General features: G+C 46.4%; 19 protein-coding genes. 10 read left to right on the forward strand and 9 right to left on the reverse strand.

All coding sequences use genetic code 11. The features are described from left to right. Positions 1-73 precede the first annotated feature (73 nt). From H3S94_RS03000 to H3S94_RS03020, 5 genes are read right to left on the reverse strand one after another with little or no spacing between them, the layout of a single operon-like run. Entirely contained in the window at positions 74-850 is a 777-nt protein-coding gene (locus tag H3S94_RS03000) for a glycosyltransferase family 25 protein (RefSeq protein ID WP_198240239.1), read from the reverse strand. A gap of 60 nt (positions 851-910) precedes the next feature. Beyond that, positions 911-1819 (reverse strand): metal ABC transporter permease, encoded by a 909-nt coding sequence (locus H3S94_RS03005; RefSeq protein ID WP_077990487.1) that lies wholly within the window; start codon positions 1817-1819, stop codon positions 911-913. Next, complete coding sequence (locus H3S94_RS03010) at positions 1816-2667, reverse strand: metal ABC transporter permease (protein WP_304504620.1); 852 nt, start codon at positions 2665-2667, stop codon at positions 1816-1818. Before H3S94_RS03010 ends, H3S94_RS03005 begins: the two co-directional genes overlap by 4 nt. Before the next feature lie 5 nt (positions 2668-2672). Then, positions 2673-3494: a manganese/iron ABC transporter ATP-binding protein gene (locus tag H3S94_RS03015; RefSeq protein WP_077990483.1), complete on the reverse strand. Its 822-nt coding sequence runs from the start codon at positions 3492-3494 to the stop codon at positions 2673-2675. Then, positions 3491-4411: a metal ABC transporter substrate-binding protein gene (locus H3S94_RS03020; RefSeq protein ID WP_198230503.1), complete on the reverse strand. Its 921-nt coding sequence runs from the start codon at positions 4409-4411 to the stop codon at positions 3491-3493. The genes H3S94_RS03015 and H3S94_RS03020 overlap by 4 nt, the downstream gene beginning before the upstream one ends. Positions 4412-4571: 160 nt before the next feature. Here H3S94_RS03020 and H3S94_RS03025 point away from each other — a divergent pair, with 160 nt between their 5' ends. Further along, positions 4572-5090: a Fur family transcriptional regulator gene (locus H3S94_RS03025; protein WP_198240240.1), complete on the forward strand. Its 519-nt coding sequence runs from the start codon at positions 4572-4574 to the stop codon at positions 5088-5090. On the opposite strand, the gene H3S94_RS03030 is transcribed toward H3S94_RS03025, so the two are convergent. Together H3S94_RS03030 and upp are read right to left on the reverse strand one after the other, a co-directional pair. Next, the gene (locus H3S94_RS03030; RefSeq protein WP_077990480.1) at positions 5091-5363 is read right to left on the reverse strand and encodes a PepSY domain-containing protein; all 273 of its coding nucleotides are present in this window, start codon (positions 5361-5363) and stop codon (positions 5091-5093) included. A 657-nt stretch (positions 5364-6020) separates the two neighbouring features. Beyond that, positions 6021-6647, reverse strand: a complete 627-nt coding sequence (gene upp, locus H3S94_RS03035) for a uracil phosphoribosyltransferase (protein ID WP_198230501.1) — start codon at positions 6645-6647, stop codon at positions 6021-6023. A gap of 162 nt (positions 6648-6809) precedes the next feature. On the opposite strand from upp, the gene ubiE reads away from it, so the two are divergent. Both ubiE and ubiB read left to right on the forward strand, forming a co-directional pair. Continuing rightward, on the forward strand, positions 6810-7592 hold the full coding sequence (ubiE, locus tag H3S94_RS03040; protein ID WP_198240241.1) for a bifunctional demethylmenaquinone methyltransferase/2-methoxy-6-polyprenyl-1,4-benzoquinol methylase UbiE: 783 nt from the start codon (positions 6810-6812) through the stop codon (positions 7590-7592). Further along, complete coding sequence (ubiB, locus tag H3S94_RS03045; protein ID WP_198240242.1) at positions 7593-9173, forward strand: 2-polyprenylphenol 6-hydroxylase; 1581 nt, start codon at positions 7593-7595, stop codon at positions 9171-9173. It begins immediately after the preceding gene. Between the two features lie 287 nt (positions 9174-9460). Here the strand turns inward: ubiB and H3S94_RS03050 are convergent, their stop codons facing one another. Then, positions 9461-10714 (reverse strand): trypsin-like peptidase domain-containing protein, encoded by a 1254-nt coding sequence (locus H3S94_RS03050; RefSeq protein WP_198240243.1) that lies wholly within the window; start codon positions 10712-10714, stop codon positions 9461-9463. A gap of 283 nt (positions 10715-10997) precedes the next feature. Between H3S94_RS03050 and coaBC the strand changes: the two genes are divergently transcribed. Both coaBC and H3S94_RS03060 read left to right on the forward strand, forming a co-directional pair. Continuing rightward, a complete protein-coding gene (gene coaBC / locus H3S94_RS03055) occupies positions 10998-12377 on the forward strand; it encodes a bifunctional phosphopantothenoylcysteine decarboxylase/phosphopantothenate--cysteine ligase CoaBC (RefSeq protein WP_198240244.1) in 1380 nt (459 codons plus the stop codon). A 152-nt stretch (positions 12378-12529) separates the two neighbouring features. Continuing rightward, a complete protein-coding gene (locus H3S94_RS03060) occupies positions 12530-13834 on the forward strand; it encodes a serine hydrolase (protein WP_198240245.1) in 1305 nt (434 codons plus the stop codon). A gap of 298 nt (positions 13835-14132) precedes the next feature. Here the strand turns inward: H3S94_RS03060 and H3S94_RS03065 are convergent, their stop codons facing one another. Continuing rightward, the gene (locus H3S94_RS03065) at positions 14133-15137 is read right to left on the reverse strand and encodes an adenosine kinase (protein ID WP_077990468.1); all 1005 of its coding nucleotides are present in this window, start codon (positions 15135-15137) and stop codon (positions 14133-14135) included. 110 nt (positions 15138-15247) lie between these two features. Here H3S94_RS03065 and H3S94_RS03070 point away from each other — a divergent pair, with 110 nt between their 5' ends. From H3S94_RS03070 to accD, 5 genes are all read left to right on the forward strand, one after another. Continuing rightward, a complete protein-coding gene (locus tag H3S94_RS03070; RefSeq protein ID WP_198230496.1) occupies positions 15248-15961 on the forward strand; it encodes a sulfate transporter family protein in 714 nt (237 codons plus the stop codon). A 59-nt stretch (positions 15962-16020) separates the two neighbouring features. Further along, positions 16021-16671, forward strand: a complete 651-nt coding sequence (locus H3S94_RS03075; protein WP_198240246.1) for a phosphoribosylanthranilate isomerase — start codon at positions 16021-16023, stop codon at positions 16669-16671. A gap of 64 nt (positions 16672-16735) precedes the next feature. Further along, positions 16736-17902 (forward strand): tryptophan synthase subunit beta, encoded by a 1167-nt coding sequence (gene trpB, locus H3S94_RS03080; RefSeq protein ID WP_077994388.1) that lies wholly within the window; start codon positions 16736-16738, stop codon positions 17900-17902. Positions 17903-17918: 16 nt separating this feature from the next. After that, a complete protein-coding gene (trpA, locus tag H3S94_RS03085; protein WP_198240247.1) occupies positions 17919-18749 on the forward strand; it encodes a tryptophan synthase subunit alpha in 831 nt (276 codons plus the stop codon). 38 nt (positions 18750-18787) lie between these two features. Further along, on the forward strand, positions 18788-19684 hold the full coding sequence (gene accD / locus H3S94_RS03090) for an acetyl-CoA carboxylase, carboxyltransferase subunit beta (RefSeq protein ID WP_077990462.1): 897 nt from the start codon (positions 18788-18790) through the stop codon (positions 19682-19684). Positions 19685-19690: the final 6 nt, after the last annotated feature.

The following is a 19690-nucleotide window of genomic DNA, read 5'->3' on the forward strand; positions in this document are numbered from 1 at the left end:
ACCCCAAACAACAACCCACAATTATGCATAGCTGATATGCATTTAAAAAACCTTTGTTTTCAAAAAGTTACGATTAACGAAACGGGACAATGCCCCAATAGAAGCCGCGAAATGTTTTCAAAAACCAGGGTTTCACGTACCGTTTTTTTAAACGATTTAACTCACGCCGTATTCTTTGCGGGATCGGGCGCTTCACTCGTTTAACAGATTTGACCCTCTTTCGATCTGCAAGAATCGTGCTGGAAAGTCCGATCTGGATAGCGATAGCCGGAAACATCTGCTCGATATTAAGGGAACGGCAAACGCCGCATTCCGGATTATACATGATTTCATCAATCGGTGCCGTGACAAGTTTGATTTCGTCATATAGCCGTCTGGCGCAAGCTTTCGACATGATGTAACCACCGGAACAATAATGTTTGCTAACAAGTCGTCCCAATTTGTAATGGTCGGCAAGTTCGGTGTCGAATTTTTTTAAAACACAAACGATTCGTGCTGTATCAAGTTTAACAATGTCACACCCTTCGGGCACCCAATCATAGTTTTTCAAAAACAAATGGGCATGGGGCGAGAGTTTTATGTCATCCTCGAACACGGCTCCATAGAGATCATCTCCTTCGGCAATCAACCGCCAGCATTCGAGATGACTGAGAAAACAACCGACTTCCGCTCTTGCCAGTTTTTTAGGCCATTTGCGAACGCGTGTCAGCTCCTCGAATTGCTCTTCAGACAAAGAACGTCCATCAACAGCCTTGACGCGGATAAAATCGAGGCCTTCTTTGGTAAATACGCTTCTTATATGGGTTAACCTCTCTTCAGAGCGATCAAGATTAATCACATAGCATTTCATAGAGCTTAGGCCTCGGTGACAAATTACGCCTCAGCTTCTATCATTAAACGGGGTCAACACTCAAGTTGCTGATGAACGGATATGTGCTGCAATTGATATAAAGCCGAACGCAACGATAAAAAGAACAGTCATTATCAATACAATTGTCGATGCCGCATCAGAACCGATAAACGCGCTTGAATAAACGCCGAGAAAGCTGCTTATAACCGCAATGGCGATCGCGATAACAATCATCAATGAGAAACGTTTTGTTACAAGATAGGCAATGGCACCAGGCGCAATGAGCAATGAAATAGCCAATATTATCCCGACGGCTTTCAATGCCGCAACGATTGTCAGCGAAATCATTGTCAATAAAGCATAATGCAAAAACCGTTCATTGAGCCCTACAGCTTTTGCCTGAATGGGATCAAACGTAAAAAGCAGAAAATCGCGCCATTTTGCACCAAGGGTAACGGCCACCAAAACCGAGATGAAGAGAGTTTCAAAAATATCAATCCGGTTTACGCCCAATAAATGGCCAAACAGAATGTGATTGAGATGAAGTTCGCTTTCTATACTGGTTGCCAGAACAAGTCCCAAACCGAACATTGAAGAAAACACAACCCCCATGACCGTGTCTTGCTTGATGCGGCTATTTGCCCCCAAAAAGCCGGTGAGAACCGCACATACCATGCCAGCCAGAAATGCACCGAAGGCCATCATTGCCATGGTCACATCGGACCGGTTGATTGCCTCGGCACCGATAAAGGGGATAAGCCCCAAAACAAATAGTGCTGCCGGCGTCATCATATAACCGGCGACGACACCCGGAAAAACGGCGTGCGAGATTGCATCCCCCAAAAGCGACCAACCTTTCAAAATCAAAAAACAGGATAGCATTGCCATCGGCACGCCAACAATCATTGTAATCAGCATTCCCCGGATCATGAAAGGAAATTGGAAGGGAAACAAAAGCGTATCTATCATGATTGTACTTTCCTTGCACGCAGCCGTGCCGCAATGAAACCGTGTTTGGGCGCAAAGATAAAACTCAAAGCAAATAATAGTGCCTGCAACAATACAATCACGCCGCCGGTCTGGGCGTGGATCAGATAACTTAAATAAACGCCGACTACACTTGTGAGAATGCCGATCAGAACCGAAAGAACAATCAAACGCTGGAAACGATCGGTTATCAGATAAGCGGTTGCACCCGGTGTGACGACAAGACTGATAACCAGAAAAGCACCCACTGTCTGCATGGCCGCAACTGTTGAAGCGGCAAGCAGCGCAAAAAACAGAATTTTCAATCCCTTGGTGTTTATTCCGATTGAACGGGCATGATTTTCGTCAAAGAAAGTCACCATCATATCTTTCCATTTAATGAAAAGTATAACGAGCGAGACAACGCCGATCAGAGCAAGCTGGAAAATATCTACGGGGCTCACCGCCAGAATATTGCCGAGTACAATCGTGTCGATGCTGACAGCCATCGGCCTCAATGATTTCATAAACAATCCGAGCGCAAAAAAGGACGAAAAAATAAGGCCTATGATGGTGTCTTCTTTCAATTTCGTCCGCTCGTTGAAAAACAACATGGCGGTGGCGGCGAGGCCTCCCGAAAAAAAAGCACCTAGCGAAAAAGGCAGCCCCAACATATAGGCTCCCGCAACACCGGGCACAATCGAATGGGAAAGCGCATCGCCGATCAGCGACCAGCCTTTGAGCATCAAAAATGCCGACAGGAATGCGCAAACACAACCAACCAATGCGGAAACCCACATTGCATTTATCATGAAATCATAAGAAAACGGTTCGACAAGCCAGTCCATCATCACAGTCACTTTTTCTGTCGGGGATAAAGAATAAGCGGGCTTTCATCATCGCTGACAACGTCTGCGCCATTGGTCATATCCGAAGGTTTAACCATGTGGTGACGCAATGCACCACCAAAGGTCTCGGTGAGGTTTTCTTCGGTGAAAATTTCGGATGTCGGCCCATAGCCCAGAACCGTCCCTTTTATCAAAACGGTGCGGTCGCAAAATTCGGGTACAGAACCAAGATTATGTGTGGAAACCAGCATAACCGCACCGCTTTTGCGCATTTCTTTAAGCAATGCGATAATCTGGTCTTCGGTTTTGACATCTACTCCGGTAAACGGTTCATCAAGCAAAATGACCTTTGCTTCCTGCGCTATAGCGCGCGCAAGAAAAACGCGCTTTTTTTGCCCACCGGACAATTCACCGATCTGGCGCTTGCGAAAGGAAAGCATATTTACCCGCTGTAATGCATCTGTCACGGCGGCATAATCGACATCTTTGGGCTGACGCAAAAAGTTCATGTGGCCATAACGTCCCATCATGACAACATCTTCGACAAGAACCGGAAAATTCCAATCGACATCTTCCGATTGCGGCACATAAGCGACAAGATTTTTCTTTAGTGCATTGCGCACCGGCATATTGAAAATAGTAATGCTGCCGCGAGACAAACGCACAAATCCCATAATGGCTTTGAAAAGCGTCGACTTGCCGGAACCGTTGATACCGACCAATGCCGTAATAGAACCGGTCGGCGTCTCAAAGCTCGAATCGCGAAGGGCTGTATGGCCGTTACGGTAGGTCACTGTAATGTGCGACGCCGAAATCCCCACTGTGTTCATTTGGCTAGTCCTTTGGCAATGGTGGAGCTTGTGACTTTCAGAAGATCAATGTAAGTGGGAACAACGCCGTCAGCCTCGGACAACGAGTCGACATAGAGCACACCGCCATATCTGGCACCGGTTTCACGGGCGACCTGTTTGGCCGGTGCATCCGAAATTGTACTTTCCGAGAAAACAACCGGAATGTTATATTTGTTCACGGCATCAATAACATGTTTGACTTGTTGGGGCGTGCCTTGCTGATCGGCATTGATCGGCCACAGATAAAGCTCTTTCAAATTGAAATCACGGGCAAGATAGCTGAAGGCTCCTTCACTTGTGACCAACCAGCGCCGCTCTTCCGGCAAGCCTGAAAGTTCTTCCTTGATCGGATCAATCGTTGCTCTGATCTTGGCTTTGTATATTTCTGCATTTTGCTTGTAGGTTTCCGCATTCTGTGGATCATATTTGACAAATGCATCGCGGATATTGTCGACATAGATCAAAGCAGATGTGGGCGACATCCATGCATGGGGATTCGGTTTACCGTTATATGGCCCTTCATTGATGCTCATAGGTTCGACGCCGGTTGAAACAACAACACCGGGAACATCGTGAATATTATCGAAAAATTTCTCGAACCATAATTCCAGATTCAATCCATTCCACAAAATGAGATTGGCTCCTTGTGCCCGCATCAAATCTTGCGGTGTCGGCTGATATTCATGAATTTCTGCCCCCGGCTTGGTTATTGACTGAACCTCGGCTGCGTCACCGGCAACATTTTGTGCCATATCTGCAATAACCGTAAATGTCGTTACCGCCTTGAATTTTTGAGCGGCATGACCATCCACAATCGAAAAGAAACTCAAAGCCAGAACTGCGATTGCGGCTATGAATGTTTTGAGACCGACCTGTTGCAAAAAAGCAGGCTTCATTTCCAAAAATCCTCTCACTTGTTTTTTCTTATTGCAAATCATTTGCAATTTCTTTATTGCGTAACAGACCTTCTTAATAATTGCAACTGCAAACTATTTGCAAAAACGAGAAATGGATTTGTTCATTTTCAAGCCGACATTTTGGCGATAAGGAGCGTTTATGTTGGATTACACACGACACATCCGACCGATCGTCGAGAAGACGAAAAATAAAAGTCCGGTGCGTGACATCGTTTATGACATATTGGAAAATTGCGGACTTCGTGTAACGCGCCAAAGATTGATTGTCGCGAAATATATTCTCGATAGAAAAACAAACCTGATAGATGCCAACAAGCTTCATCAAGATATTGTTTGTGCCGGTAATGATATTTCACTGGCAACAATCTACAACACCCTGCATCATTTTACCAAAGCCGGACTGGTAAGGCCTGTTGCGTCTTCGGGGCAAAAATCTTTCTTTATGGCAAATTGCCGTAACAGCAGTTTTTTTCACTATGAAAGCGGTGAAGTCATTGCGCTTTATGGTCACGATCCGGATGTGCAAAAGCTCCCTCTTCCACCCGAAGGTTATGAAGTAAGCCATATTGATATTGCGATCCATCTCGTCAAAAAAAACGGTATCCGGAACACATCCGTAATACCGGTTACAAAATCCGACACTATTCACGCACGATAATCAATGGTCGATTTTTTGGCGCGTTATATTGCCCTGACGATCTATATAAAGCTTGAGGCGTTGATTGTTTTTGTCGATAACTTCCGCTTTCCAGCCTTCATGCTTTTCATCAAGTTCGTGAATTTTATAGCCGCTTTGCTCCAGTTTTGTGGTCAATGCCGACCAACTGATGCGTGCATTTTGTTCTGCAAAAGCAGAGCTTGCAAAACCGGAAAGGGCAATCGTCGCGGTAGCTGCTGCCAGTGCAATCATGCGCACAGTCTTCAATATCATCTCGTAATCCTCCATTTGTATTGTTGATCTGCCAAGCCACGAGAACCGTCAAAGTTTCTGTTACCCGTTTAATGCATATGGTTTTTATTATATTCGATACAAGAGCGACATCCGCTTCCGTTGCAAAGGTCCGGTTTTTCGGACGGCCAATCCGTCAAAATGCAATTTTTAATCAATGAACATTGCAAACATCTGCCGGTTTTAGCGCAAATTTGTCTGTTCAAAACACCGCATGACCTTAACCGCGTTTAAAACCAAGGGGAACGGAAACGGCCAATCGCTTTCCCTCCCTTTCATCCACACTTCATAAATCCTTAAAAAACAAGCCCGAAAAATGGACGTTGGCCGGTCAACTTTTATTTGTCAGCCTTTGTTTCAAGCCCCGCAAAACCTCCAATTACAAAATGGTCGATAACAAAACGGCCAGTGACGAATGCCCAATCCGGTTTTATAGGAGAAGGTCGGTCACCTGGCTTTGCACTCCCCATAAATTTGCCTCAAAAATTTCAAAGCAGAAAAAATCGGAAAAGGCGAAAGATAATTCAATCATGCCACCGGTTGGAGAACATAAAACAAGCAATTATTCCGCTCTATCCATGTCCCGGACACGCCGTTTTTTTAACTCATCCGTCTGAATTGCTATAATTTTATGCGTTATTATTTTGTGCCAAACATACGGTCGCCTGCATCGCCCAAGCCGGGAAGAATGTAGGATGCCGGATCAAGCGCACGATCGACCGAGGCCGTAAAAATATCAACATCGGGATGGGCGGTTTGCAACTGTTTGATACCCTGTTCAACACTTAATATGCACACAAACCGTATCTGTTTGGCACCGTGTTTTTTCAATTGGTCTATGGCTTTGACAGCAGAATTTCCTGTTGCAAGCATCGGATCGACCACAATAACCAGACGCTCGGAAATATCTTCGGGAGCTTTGAAATAATATTCGACAGCTTCAAGTGTATTATGATCGCGATAAAGGCCGATATGACAAACGCGCGCAGAAGGCAAAAGATCAAGCATACCGAAAAGCAACCCCTCGCCTGCCCTCAAAATCGAGGCAAGAACAAGTTTCTTGCCCTTGAGCATCGGGGCTTCCATCTCTTCCATCGGCGTTTCGATGTGAACGGTTTCAAGCTCCAGATCACGTGTGACTTCATAGCCGAGCAAAAATGCTGTTTCCCGCACAAGTTGGCGAAACTCGGCAGTCGATGTTTCTTTGCGACGCATCATTGTCAATTTGTGTTGGACAAGAGGGTGGGAAACAATTGTTAAACCCATAGACTTTTCTCCTCATTACAGCATTCTATATGTCGTATAAAACCATTCATGTGGAATGAAAAGGGTGAAGCGCCCCTGGTCCTACTTTTTCGTCAGAACCCATTCCCTAAACGGATAAGTTAGGTTAGAAAAAAGTCGGAATAAATTTGAAAGGTCACAAATATGACTGCTGAGACAGAGCGCGTCGGCGCAAAAGGCGGGATGGAAGAAACATTCGGTTTCAAGAAAGTCGACGAATCGGAAAAACAGTCGATGGTCAACGGAGTTTTCCATTCTGTGGCCAAAAAATATGACATTATGAATGATGTCATGTCGGTAGGTATGCACCGTTTGTGGAAAGATGCATTTGTTGCATGGCTTCACCCTTCGCATCTCGACGGGTATAAAGTTCTCGATGTGGCCGGTGGTACAGGCGACATTGCGTTTCGTATTGTCGAAGCTTCCGGTCGCCATGCCCATGCAACCGTTCTTGACATCAACAGTTCCATGCTGGAAGTAGGCCGCGAAAGAGCAAAGAAAAACGGCCTCCTTCCTTATCTCGATTTTGTCGAGGCGAACGCCGAAAAACTCCCCTTTGAAGATAATACATTCGATGCTTATACAATTGCATTCGGTATCCGTAATGTTCCCCACATTGCCAAAGCACTGTCGGAAGCTTACCGCGTTTTGAAGCCGGGCGGGCGGTTTATGTGTCTGGAATTTTCGGAAGTACAAATGCCGATTCTTGACAAGCTTTACGACATCTGGTCGTTCCAGGGCATACCGCGCGTTGGGCAAATGATTGCCGGTGACAAAGAATCTTATCGTTATCTTATCGAATCTATCCGCAAATTTCCCAAGCAGGAAGATTTTGCTGCAATGATACGGGCAGCCGGTTTTTCACATGTCAGCTACCGCAATCTGACCGGTGGCATTGCCGCAATGCACTCTGGCTGGAAGGTCTGAATGTCGAAACTTACCGCATCCTTCCGTCTTATGCGTGTCGGATTCATTCTGGCACGTGAAGGTGTGTTAAGCGCACTTCCAAGCGATGGATTACCTGCTACACTTGCATTTTTCCATCGTTTCGCCGGCTGGTTTGCCAGAAAAAGAAGTAAAAAAACCAACCGCTCCGAAAATATGTCGCGGGCAATGAACAAGCTTGGCCCATCCTATATCAAGCTTGGCCAATTTCTTGCAACACGCCCTGATATTGTCGGATCGGAAGTTGCAAAAGACCTGTCGAGCCTTCAGGATCATGTCGATACCTTTCCGCATGAACAGGCTGTGGCACAAATCGAAGGTTCACTCGGCCGCAAGATAGATGATCTTTTTGTCGAATTCGGTCCGGCAATTGCAGCCGCCTCGATGGCGCAAGTTCACCCCGCAACCGTGCGCAATCCTGACGGGAGTCTGCGTAAAGTTGCGGTCAAGGTTATCCGCCCCGGCGTGAGACGAAGATTCGCAAAAGATCTTGAGGGATTTTATCTGGCTGCGGAAATGCAGGAACGCTATGTTCCGGCGACACGACGGTTAAAACCGGTCAGCGTTGTCGACACGCTTGCACAAACCACTAAAATTGAAATGGATTTACGCCTTGAGGCGGCGGCACTCTCTGAAATTGCCGAAAATACCAGAAATGATAAAGGTTTTCGTGTTCCCGCAGTCGATTGGGAGCGCACAGGACGTGATGTTCTGACCATGGAATGGATTGACGGCATCAAAATGTCGGATATTGACGGGCTTAAAGCCGCCGGTTTCGATCTCGATGCACTTGCCGTCACGCTCATGCAATCCTTCCTGAAACACACATTGCGAGACGGTTTTTTCCACGCGGATATGCATCCGGGAAATCTCTTTGTTGATAAAGACGGTTGTATTGTCGCTGTCGATTTGGGCATTACCGGAAGGCTCGGCAAACAGGAAAAACGTTTTCTTGCCGAAATTTTATATGGCTTTATTACCCGCGATTACCGGCGTGTCGCCAATGTGCACTTTGAAGCCGGTTATGTGCCTCCCCATCAAAATATGGAAAGCTTTGCACAGGCCAATCGCGCCATAGGCGAACCGATCCACGGTCAATCGGCTGAAACAATTTCGATGGCCAAATTGTTGACCCTGCTTTTTGAAGTGACCGAACTTTTCGACATGCAAACACGGCCGGAACTCTTGCTGTTACAAAAAACCATGGTGGTTGTAGAAGGTGTTTCCCGTTCGCTTAATCCCCATTTCAATATGTGGAAAGCCGCCGAACCGGTTGTAAAAGAATGGATTACAAAAAATTTGGGGCCTATCGGCATGGCAAAAGACTTGACCGAGGGGGCGCAATCGCTCCTTACTTTTGCCCGCAGAACGCCAGAGCTTGTCAGAAGCGTCGAACGCATCCAGAAAGGTGCTGATAAAATGGCGCAGAATGGCCTTCATCTTGATGATGATACACTGAAGAGATTTGCCCTGATGCAGGCAAAACAAAACCGTTTTGGCCGCTATGCTATGGTTTTGATCGCTGTTTGTATGGTGATTATCACTTATAAGCTTGTCGTTTGATGATAAAAAATCTGGTCAACCCGACAAGTTTGTTATGTGGCTTTAAACCGTATTGCGGCTGGCGGCCTCCCGCTTGATCCAAAATAATGGGTGGCGTTTAATGTCACAGAGCTGAAATTCCCGCAATTCGACATGACAAGCTCCCGCTTGATCCTGAATATTGTTGATCGCGGTTAAAGTGAGACAAGGCAGACGCTATAAAAGTTTAAAACTGCCTCTCTTTTTGCGGCAGCATTGTGCTCTTTCACGAGATCAATAAAACAGAGTCCACACTTAACCCGAAATTGTCATTTTACGCCGAGTTCAACGCCTTTTTTTGCCCTTGGCGTTCCCATACGATCTTTGAGCCAGCATTGCTTTCTTCTGGGGATGAACGAAAAAGCAATACACCGCTGGTCGGAAACACATCCTATGAAGCAGGTAAAATAATCGGTTTGTTCTATATAAGAGTAATCGCCACCGGTAATATCGACATTACTCATCGCCATAAAATCGGTTATTTTAACGCTATTCCTTTTGCTTGAGATAAAGGATGCAGCGGCGTCTTTATTGCGAATAAGGGCAACAACATCATATTTCAACATACAGGCATGAAGACGTTTGTGGTAGGTAAGTGCCTGACAACGCCCGTCATTTTCGCACATTTGCAAGCAATTATCGAAACTCACATGTTTTACAGAACGGTAATCAAACCCGATGGCATCGTAATTATTTTGATTAATGAACGTTACGGTAGGCTGATTAACGGGTGGTAGGTTAACATTGCCCTGAACGCCGGTAGGCGGATTGGAGGGAGGCAATGGCTGCTTTAATGTCTGATTGGCCTCGATGGTCGGCGTCGCGGCGTAACACAAAATTTTAAAAACCGAAGGCGTTGTTTTTTCGGTAATATCGGCAGTGGATGGAACAGGTGCCCCTTTATCATCGTCGGCATAAGAGACTTTAAAACCTTGTGCTTCCATAAACAGTGCCGCAACGCCTGCTCTGATTGCGAAGTTGACATTTTGTGCAATAAATCCGTTTTGATCGGCATAGTTTTTCGATAACACAGCAGTGGTTATACCGATAACATGACCATATCTGTCGATCACCGGACCACCAGAATTTCCCGGTTGAACCGGCGTCGAGATTTGTAAGTAACGCGCATCATTTTCAAGCCCCGAAAGGGCGTTGACATTGCCGGTCGTCATTTTGATCGAATCCGATAAAATCCCGTTTAGTGGAAATCCGAGCGCAATAATATCTTCACCCAACCGGATAACATCATGCCTTAATGCCAATGGCCGTGTTTGCACACCAGCCGATGCTTTTATCAGCGCAAGATCATCATGGGAATCCATGCGAAGGTCAACTGCTTCCCCCGTATTGCCGATTTCGACCCGTTGGCATCCTCTAACAACGTGTGCATTGGTCAAAATCCAGCCATCATCGGTAATCGCAAAACCGCTCCCGCTCGAAGACGGCTCTTCAGCCCATGTTGCTTCATTCAACGTGATCAATATCAATAAAAATGAAAGCAACCATGGAACAAAACAACGCATATATTTTCCCCATATGGATGAATTCTTGAATTACATCATTATAAGAGACAAGATCAGAGCTAATTTTATATATCAGATAAAAGACTTCACTCATAAAATTTTGAAAATCATTTTAATATTATAATTAACGACACATAATAAACCCAAAAACAATGACGCATGAAAACGAATGAGGAATAAAATAAATCCGGTTGATGCACTTGTCGTGATTGTTTGAAAAGGATAAACCGGATAAAATTTTGATTGCATTGATTGCTTATTTTGATTGTTCGGGAGGTTTTCCATGGCCAGTATTACAATTCGCAATTTACCGGATGAAGCGAAGGAAAAACTTCGTCTCAACGCTGCAAAAAATAAACGTTCTATGGAAGAAGAAGCACGGCTTTTATTGATCTCCGGTCATAGTGCCGAAATCTTTCCATCTGCGGCGAGCGCCAGAGAAATGCAATCATTGAAATCAAAGTCGATACTTTTGATTATAACCGGCGGAGTTGCGGCTTATAAAGCGCTTGATCTCATTCGCCGATTACAAGAGCGGGGAGCAAATGTTACTGTGGTGATGACGAAAGCTGCGACAGAATTTGTAACGCCGCTTGCTGCGGGCAGCCTTTCAGGCGGCCATGTTTTTACCGATCTTTTTCAACGCCAGGATGAACATGATATTGGACATATCAGGCTCGCCCGATCAGCCGATCTGATTGTTGTAGCCCCTGCAACGGCCGACCGGATTGCAAAAATGGCAAATGGCATTGCCGATGATCTTGCGGGAGCTATTCTTCTTGCGGCCAATTCACCGATTCTTATTGCGCCGGCGATGAATCCGGAAATGTGGAAACATCCGGCAACACAACGCAATATCAGCACTCTCATGACGGATGGTGTCAGAACGATCGGGCCGGAAATCGGCGAAATGGCTGAACGCGGTGAGGCAGGACGCGGTCGTATGAGTGAACCGCTCGCGATTGTTGCGGCTGTCGAATCCATGCTTGATTGTGGAGAAAAACCCCTTTCCGGCAAACATATCATTGTTACGTCGGGGCCGACCCATGAGCCGATAGATCCCGTGCGTTATCTTGCCAACCGCTCTTCAGGCAAACAGGGACATGCAATTGCCGCCGCACTTCACCATTTTGGCGCCCGTGTAACGCTCGTTTCAGGCCCCGTCAGCATTCCGGATCCGGATGGTGTTGAAACAATCCATGTTGAAACGGCAATAGAAATGCTCGATGCGGTAAAACGCGCCTTGCCTGCCGATGCCGCTATATTTGTTGCGGCTGTTGCCGATTGGCGCAGCGCCGAAAGTGCCACGCAAAAAATCAAGAAACAATCAGGCCAATCTGCCCCGACATTGAAAATGGTCGAAAATCCCGATATTCTTGCCACTATCGGCCATGCCCCGAACCGGCCGAAACTCATTATCGGCTTTGCCGCCGAGACCAACGACCTTATCGAAAATGCCCGCAAGAAACTTGATAAAAAGGGCGCCGATTTCATTTTAGCTAATGATGTTGCCATTGCCAAAGATGGTACAAGTATTATGGGTGGCGACTATAACCGGATTTCATGTGTGAGCCGGGAAAATGTCGAAACATGGCCGAAAATGAGCAAGGATGAAGTTGCACAACATATTGCTAAAAAAATCGCAACCTTTTTTGGCAAATAAACCGCCTTTTAATCTTTCAGCGCCGATAAATTACTATTTGAAATTCACATAACGACTTAATTCCGATTATTATATCATTAAGTCCTTAAGAGTATTAGGGTATTTAAAACTTGAATATTTCATAGACTATTGGATCAAGGATGTTGAAATAGATGAATATAAAATTATTTGGCTTGAGCATTATATTGGCGGGATTAAGTGCAATTCCAAACACTTATGCCAACTCCCCGTGCGGCGTGCCGGAGTTGACACAATGTCCTACACCGATTGATGAAACATTACCCGATGTCAAAGACATGTTAAAATGGAATTCGAGAGATCGGATTATCGGCTTTCGCAATAGCTACCGCTCTTATCCGGCTGATGTCTTCAAACATGGGACGCCGCGTCCTCTCACGCGCCAGATACACGATATGTCGAGCGTCAGTTATACGGTTGACGGTCATTCTTACAATTTGCAGGAATATGTAGAGCGCAACAAGGTCGTTGCGCTGATGGCGATAAAAAATGGTGTTGTCGTGCTGGAGTTTTACTCTCACGGCAATACGCCCCAAACCCTATGGACTTCTCGTTCGGTTGGAAAATCTGTTGTTTCCACTCTTGTTGGCGTAGCGATCAAAGAAGGAAAAATCAAATCACTCGATGATAAAATTATCCGCTACAACCCCGATGTCAAAGGCACGGTGTGGGCAAATGTGACCTTGAGGGAACTGTTGCAACATACGTCGGGTGTCGAATGGGATGAAAATTATGAGGATGATAATTCCGACTTTTCCAAACTCACCCAATGCGAAGCATTGGAAGAATCCTATTCTTGTGTTCATGATCTCGTCATCAACAAAAAACGTGGAATAAAGACAACACCGGGAAAAGTTTGGGCATATTCATCAGGTGGTGCATGGCTTCTCGGAGATACGTTGGAAAAGGCTGTAAAAATGCCTATCTCGAAATATTTGGAGGAGAAAATCTGGAAACCGTATGGCATGGTTAGCGATGGCGTATGGCAAAGCTATGTAAAAGGTAAACACGATAGCGGCGCCCATGGTTTTAATGCGACGTTGGAAGATTGGGGAAAATTCGGCCAGTTTGTTCTTTATAACGGTTTTGTTCCTGATGGCAAAACCATCCTGCCCGATCATTGGGTTGTTGACGCCCGCACATGGAGCAAAGCCAAAAATTCGGTCAATGAAAGGCATCCGGATGGAAGTTACGGCTATGCATGGTGGAACAATGCTGTGCCGGATTCTGCCAATAATGTTTCACCCAAACTTGGCCTGAGCAATTCCGAAACAATGTGGGGTATGGGAATTTTCGGGCAGATGCTGGTTGTCAACCAACAAGAGAATATGGTGTTTGTCCAGTGGTCATCGTGGGATAAAGCCACACCATCTCCTTTGGCAGAACCCCTTGAAACATCACTCATGTTCAATGCAATTACCAACCGGCTTAAGGAATAGACGTTCACAAAAGCCGATAACACCAAGGCAACATGTGTTCCAGCCTGAAGCGGATGTTTCAGGCTGAACCGGAACCTTTGTTGCCAATCCGTTTTGGCGGTTTATAGATTTAAAACTACCCTTTTTCGATTACCAATAGAAAAGGCTGATCGAACACAATCGGTTGCCGGAATGAACAATTGCCGAAAACAATTCGAGGCGGGCGAAAGCTCGAATTGATTGCGCCTTCAGCCCGCTTCCGATCACCTGACGGCGTGCCGGTCAATAAAAGTCGATATAATTGTTATCCGGATACTTATTATCCGGCCTGAATCAGTCCGGCCTGTGTTGCAAAATCTCTGAGTGAAAATTGTGCACGCGGGCCGGTTTGCTGGATAATGGCACTGGCACAAAGTGCGCCAAGCCGTGCGCTATCCATAAACGACATATCATTGGTATAACCGTAGAGAAAACCGGCAGCGTAAACGTCGCCGGCGCCTGTCTGGTCGACAACCCGTTCAACCGGATAGATACCGGCCGTGAATGTTTCTTGCCGCGATGTAATGATAGAGCCTTTGGCATTGCGTGTGACGCAGGCAAAGCCGCGAACGTCATTACGAATAGCGGTAATTGCCATATCGAATGACGATGTTTCATAAAGTGAAAGCAGTTCCGATTCGTTTGAAAAGACAATATCGACCGTGCCCGTACGAATAAGTTCGAGAAATTCATCCCGATAACGGTCTACACAGAAAGAATCAGAAAGCGTGATCGCCATCTGTCTTCCGTTTTCATGGGCTATTTTTGCAGCCAGTCGCATAGCCTGTTTTGCTCGTGGCGGGTCCCACAGATAACCTTCAAAATAAATCACTTTGGAATTGGCAACTTTCGTTGCTTCGACATCTTCAGGTCCGAATTCGACACAAGCGCCAAGATAGGTGTTCATGGAGCGTTCGCCGTCGGGTGTGTTGAAAATCATGCAACGTGCGGTCGACGCACGACCTTCCAGAGGCCGCGTATCATAAACAACACCTTGTCCACGCAGATCATGGGCAAAGACCTGCCCCAAATGATCGGCGGCAACTTTACCCATAAAAGCGGCCTTTCCACCGAGATTTGCAAGTGCCGCGGCCGTATTGCTCGCACTGCCGCCCGATGTTTCGATAGCTTGCCCCATACGTGAATAGAGAAGTTCGGCACGTTTTGCATCAATCAAATTCATCGCCCCTTTGATGATACCGTTATTGACCAGAAAATCTTCGTCCGTCCGGGCAATTACGTCGACAATTGCATTACCAATCGTCAAAACATCATATTGTGCCATCTCATTCTCCGTATTTTATTATCCTCCGCTCATTACCAGTTCAGAGCACAAAAGGCAGGAAAGCTAAAGTCCCTCTTGTTTCTTTTCGACCGCTTTCTATTTATATCCCCATGATTTTTGATGCAGCCTATCGCGCTTTTTCGCGTTTGTTCACACCGCCATTCCGTTCCATGCTTTGGAAAGCATTGGGCGTCACATTGCTTTTATTGGCAATTTTATGGTTCAGCTTGCGCGAATTATTCCTTTATTATGTTTGGCCGTGGCTGCAACAATATATGCCTGATTTTCCCGATTGGGCAGGCTGGCTCGGATTTGTTGCCGTCATTGTCTTTTCGGTGGGGCTTGCTCTGCTAATGGCACTGTTAATTGCGCCAATCACATCTCTGATCGGCGGTTATTTTATGGATGATGCAGCAGAAATCATCGAAAAAACAGATTATCCCGACGATCCGGCGGGGCATGCAATGTCGCTCGGCCGTTCGCTTGTCATCTCGCTGAAATTTCTGGCTTTGAGCATTGTCGGCAATATCATTGCCTTGATTCTCTATTTCTTCCCCGGCGTCAATCTCGTCGCTTTTTATGCAATCAACGGCTATCTGTTCGGGCGCGAATATTTTGAATTTGCCGCCTGCCGCCATCGCACAGAACTTGACGCCCGCCAATTCTATAAACAGAATGCGCTTTACGTATTTTGTGGCGGCCTTATCATTGCACTTTTTGTTTCTGTGCCGGTGCTGAACTTGTTGACGCCGCTGTTTGCTGCGGCACTGATGACCTATCTTCATAAAAGCCTGTCGATAAAAAAGAAGTCTTTGTCACAATAGATCAGGGACAATTTCAACATGTTCTCGACTTTATCCGACTTTTGTGACAACAAGAGATCATGAAGCCTCTTGTAAAAATATGCGGGTTGAAAACACCTGAAGCAATTAAAGCTGCCATCGACAATGGTGCGCATTATATCGGCTTTATCTTTTTTGCCAAAAGCCCGCGTCATCTTTCAATTGAAGAAGCAGAACTATTGCGCCCGCTTGTCAAAAAGCCGGTCAAGCTTGTTGCTGTTACTGTCGATGCCGATGATCGCTTGCTTTCAGACATTGTTTCTCATGTCAAACCGGATATTCTCCAGCTTCATGGCCACGAAACACCCGAACGCGTGAGACAGCTTGCAACCACTTATGGATTACCCGTTATCAAAGCTTTTTCTATCCGTGAGCAATCGGATTTCGATCAGGTTTCTGCCTATCGTGGTATAGCCGATATGTTTTTATTTGACGCCAAAGCTCCAAAAGGCTCACAATTGCCGGGAGGTAATGGTGTGTCTTTTGACTGGTCGCTGTTAAAGTCGCTTGACGAAGATAGTCAAACCGTGCTTTCCGGTGGATTGAGTGCGCAAAATGTGGAAGAAGCGATAAGGATTGCTTCTCCCGACATTCTTGATGTTTCAAGTGGCGTTGAAAGTGCCCCCGGTGTTAAGGACACAAAATTGATTGAAGGTTTTTTTGATTCTGTCAAAAAAGCCGTTGAAAATTAAGGAGACTGACGTGGAAAAGTCGGCTGAAATCAATTCCTTCAAGACAGGCCCCGATGAAGCGGGGATGTTCGGTATTTATGGCGGGCGTTTTGTTGCCGAAACATTGATGCCGCTTATTCTGGAATTGGAGAAAGCATATAACGAGGCCAAGGATGACCCGGCTTTCAACATCGAACTGAAAAATCTTTCCACCAATTATGCGGGCCGTCCGTCAAAACTCTATTATGCCGAGCGTTTGAGCAAGCATCTTGGCGGTGCAAAAATCTATTTGAAACGGGAAGATCTGAACCACACCGGCAGCCACAAAATCAACAATTGTCTGGGACAAATTCTGCTTGCGCGCCGCATGGGCAAAACCCGTATCATTGCCGAAACCGGTGCCGGACAACACGGCGTTGCAGCAGCCACCGTATGCGCGCGTTTCGGCCTGCCTTGTGTTGTCTATATGGGAGCCACCGATGTCGAGCGGCAAAAACCCAATGTTTTCCGCATGGAACTTCTAGGTGCCAAGGTTAATCCGATCAAAGCCGGAAATGGCACATTGAAAGACGCCATGAATGAAGCTTTGCGCGATTGGGTGAGCAATGTCCGCGACACCTATTATCTTATCGGCACGGCTGCAGGCCCGCACCCCTATCCGGAAATGGTTCGGGATTTCCAATCTGTCATTGGCAAAGAAGCAAGAGAGCAAATCCTTGAGCGCGAAGGCCGCCTTCCCGATCTGCTGATTGCTGCCGTTGGCGGCGGTTCAAATTCGATCGGCCTGTTTTATCCCTTCCTTGACGATAAAACTGTCAGAATTATCGGCGTTGAAGCCGGCGGCCGTGGCCTTAAAGGCAACGAGCACTGCGCTTCGATGACAGCCGGAAGTCCGGGGGTTTTGCACGGCAATCGTACCTATCTTATCCAGAATGACGATGGCCAGATTCTCGAAGGCCATTCGATTTCGGCAGGCCTTGATTATCCGGGCGTGGGGCCGGAACATTCATGGCTCAAAGACAAAGGCCGCGTTGAATATGTGCCGATTCTTGATACAGAAGCACTGGAAGCCTTCCAGCTTTTGACGCGCCTTGAAGGCATCATACCGGCGCTTGAATCCTCGCACGCGGTTGCGCAAGCCATCAAGGAAGCGCCGAAGATGGATAAAGAACAGATTATCATTGTCAATCTTTCCGGCCGTGGTGACAAGGATGTTCACACAGTCGGAACACTTCTTGGCATGAATATGTGAGTTTGAGAGAACGGCTATGACAACACGTATCAAAGAAACATTTCAAAAAGCCAAGAATAACAATCGTCCGGCTCTTGTGACCTATATGATGGCGGGTGATCCTGATTTTGACACGTCACTTGAAATTATGAAAGCACTTCCGAAAGCCGGTAGCGATATTATCGAGCTTGGAATGCCCTTTTCCGACCCGATGGCGGATGGCCCGACGATTCAGGCGGCGGGTATCCGCGCTTTGAAGGCCGGACAGACACTCAATAAAACTTTAAAACTCGTTAGTGAATTCCGCAAAACCGACCAGACCACGCCGATTGTGCTGATGGGATATTATAACCCGATCTATGTGCATGGGGTGGATCAATTTCTGGTCGACGCCAAAAAAGCCGATCTTGACGGTTTGATTGTTGTTGATTTGCCACCCGAAATGGATAATGAACTTTGCTTGCCTGCCGTCAAAGCGGGTATCAATTTCATTCGTCTGGCAACGCCGACAACCGATGATAAACGGCTGCCGAAAGTACTGGAAAATACCTCCGGCTTTGTCTATTATGTCTCGATGACGGGCATTACCGGTCAAGCCTTGCCCGACACCGATATTGTAGCGAAAGCGGTGGAAAATATTAAGAAACACACGTCTTTGCCGATTGCTGTCGGTTTCGGTATCAAAACCGGAGAACAGGCAGCAAAAATCGGTCGCGCTGCTGATGGTGTTGTGGTCGGAAGTGCAATTGTCAATGCCATTGCTTCTACTCTTGATGAAAATGGCCACCCGAAGGGTGATGCGGCAAAAGCGGCAAGCGACCTTGTAAAGCAATTGAGTGCAGGTGTATCGGAAGCCAGAAAAGGCTGAATTGAAGCTTTGCCAACAAACAGGATAAGGTGACATAGATGAACTGGATTACCAATTATGTTCGTCCGAAGATCAACTCGATGTTTGGTCGTCGTGAGATGCCAGAAAATTTATGGGTCAAAGACCCCGCTAGCGGTGAAATGGTATTTCATAAAGATCTCGAAAAAAACCAATATGTCGTTCCGAATTCGGGCTATCATATGCGTATGCCTGCAAAAGCCCGTCTGGAAAGCTTTTTCGACGATGGCGCCTATGAACTTTTAGAAAATCCGAAAGTTGTCATTGACCCGCTGAAATTCCGCGATGAAAAGCGCTATATTGACCGTTTGAAAGATTATCGCTCGAAACTCGGTGTTGACGACGATATTCTGAATGCACGTGGCACTATTGAAGGCCTCCCTATTATAGCCACTGTGCAGGATTTTGCCTTTATGGGTGGTTCTCTCGGTATGGCGGCAGGTGAAGCCATTATCAAAGCATTTGAAACAGCCATTCAGGAAAAACGGCCTCTGGTGCTGTTTGTGGCCTCTGGCGGCGCCCGTATGCAGGAAGGCACACTTTCACTCATGCAAATGCCACGCACCACTGTTGCGGTTGAAATGATGAAGGATGCAAAGCTTCCTTATATTGTTGTTTTAACCAATCCGACGACAGGTGGTGTTACCGCTTCTTATGCTATGCTGGGCGATGTTCATATAGCCGAACCCGGTGCGATGATCGGTTTTGCCGGTCCCCGCGTGATCGAGCAAACCATTCGCGAAAAGCTGCCGGAAGGATTCCAGAGCGCCGAATATCTCCTCAAACATGGTATGGTTGATATGGTGGTCTCACGACTTGAACTGAAGTCGACCATTGCAAAGCTTTTGCGCTTGATGATGAAATTGCCGGCTCCTGAACATCATGCGGGCAAACATCACGGTAATAAAGCCGCTTGAAATGAA

The organism is Bartonella sp. B10834G3, assembly GCF_016102505.1.
GTDB classification, from domain to species: Bacteria; Pseudomonadota; Alphaproteobacteria; order Rhizobiales; family Rhizobiaceae; genus Bartonella; species Bartonella choladocola.

Coding starts and splice junctions, on each gene's coding strand:
- H3S94_RS03000 (WP_198240239.1), bottom strand. CDS start 850: ATGAAATGCTATGTGATTAATCTTGATCGCTCTGAAGAGAGGTTAACC.
- H3S94_RS03005 (WP_077990487.1), bottom strand. CDS start 1,819: ATGATAGATACGCTTTTGTTTCCCTTCCAATTTCCTTTCATGATCCGG.
- H3S94_RS03010 (WP_304504620.1), bottom strand. CDS start 2,667: ATGATGGACTGGCTTGTCGAACCGTTTTCTTATGATTTCATGATAAAT.
- H3S94_RS03015 (WP_077990483.1), bottom strand. CDS start 3,494: ATGAACACAGTGGGGATTTCGGCGTCGCACATTACAGTGACCTACCGT.
- H3S94_RS03020 (WP_198230503.1), bottom strand. CDS start 4,411: ATGAAGCCTGCTTTTTTGCAACAGGTCGGTCTCAAAACATTCATAGCC.
- H3S94_RS03025 (WP_198240240.1), top strand. CDS start 4,572: ATGTTGGATTACACACGACACATCCGACCGATCGTCGAGAAGACGAAA.
- H3S94_RS03030 (WP_077990480.1), bottom strand. CDS start 5,363: ATGATATTGAAGACTGTGCGCATGATTGCACTGGCAGCAGCTACCGCG.
- upp (WP_198230501.1), bottom strand. CDS start 6,647: ATGGGTTTAACAATTGTTTCCCACCCTCTTGTCCAACACAAATTGACA.
- ubiE (WP_198240241.1), top strand. CDS start 6,810: ATGACTGCTGAGACAGAGCGCGTCGGCGCAAAAGGCGGGATGGAAGAA.
- ubiB (WP_198240242.1), top strand. CDS start 7,593: ATGTCGAAACTTACCGCATCCTTCCGTCTTATGCGTGTCGGATTCATT.
- H3S94_RS03050 (WP_198240243.1), bottom strand. CDS start 10,714: ATGCGTTGTTTTGTTCCATGGTTGCTTTCATTTTTATTGATATTGATC.
- coaBC (WP_198240244.1), top strand. CDS start 10,998: ATGGCCAGTATTACAATTCGCAATTTACCGGATGAAGCGAAGGAAAAA.
- H3S94_RS03060 (WP_198240245.1), top strand. CDS start 12,530: ATGAATATAAAATTATTTGGCTTGAGCATTATATTGGCGGGATTAAGT.
- H3S94_RS03065 (WP_077990468.1), bottom strand. CDS start 15,137: ATGGCACAATATGATGTTTTGACGATTGGTAATGCAATTGTCGACGTA.
- H3S94_RS03070 (WP_198230496.1), top strand. CDS start 15,248: ATGATTTTTGATGCAGCCTATCGCGCTTTTTCGCGTTTGTTCACACCG.
- H3S94_RS03075 (WP_198240246.1), top strand. CDS start 16,021: ATGAAGCCTCTTGTAAAAATATGCGGGTTGAAAACACCTGAAGCAATT.
- trpB (WP_077994388.1), top strand. CDS start 16,736: ATGTTCGGTATTTATGGCGGGCGTTTTGTTGCCGAAACATTGATGCCG.
- trpA (WP_198240247.1), top strand. CDS start 17,919: ATGACAACACGTATCAAAGAAACATTTCAAAAAGCCAAGAATAACAAT.
- accD (WP_077990462.1), top strand. CDS start 18,788: ATGAACTGGATTACCAATTATGTTCGTCCGAAGATCAACTCGATGTTT.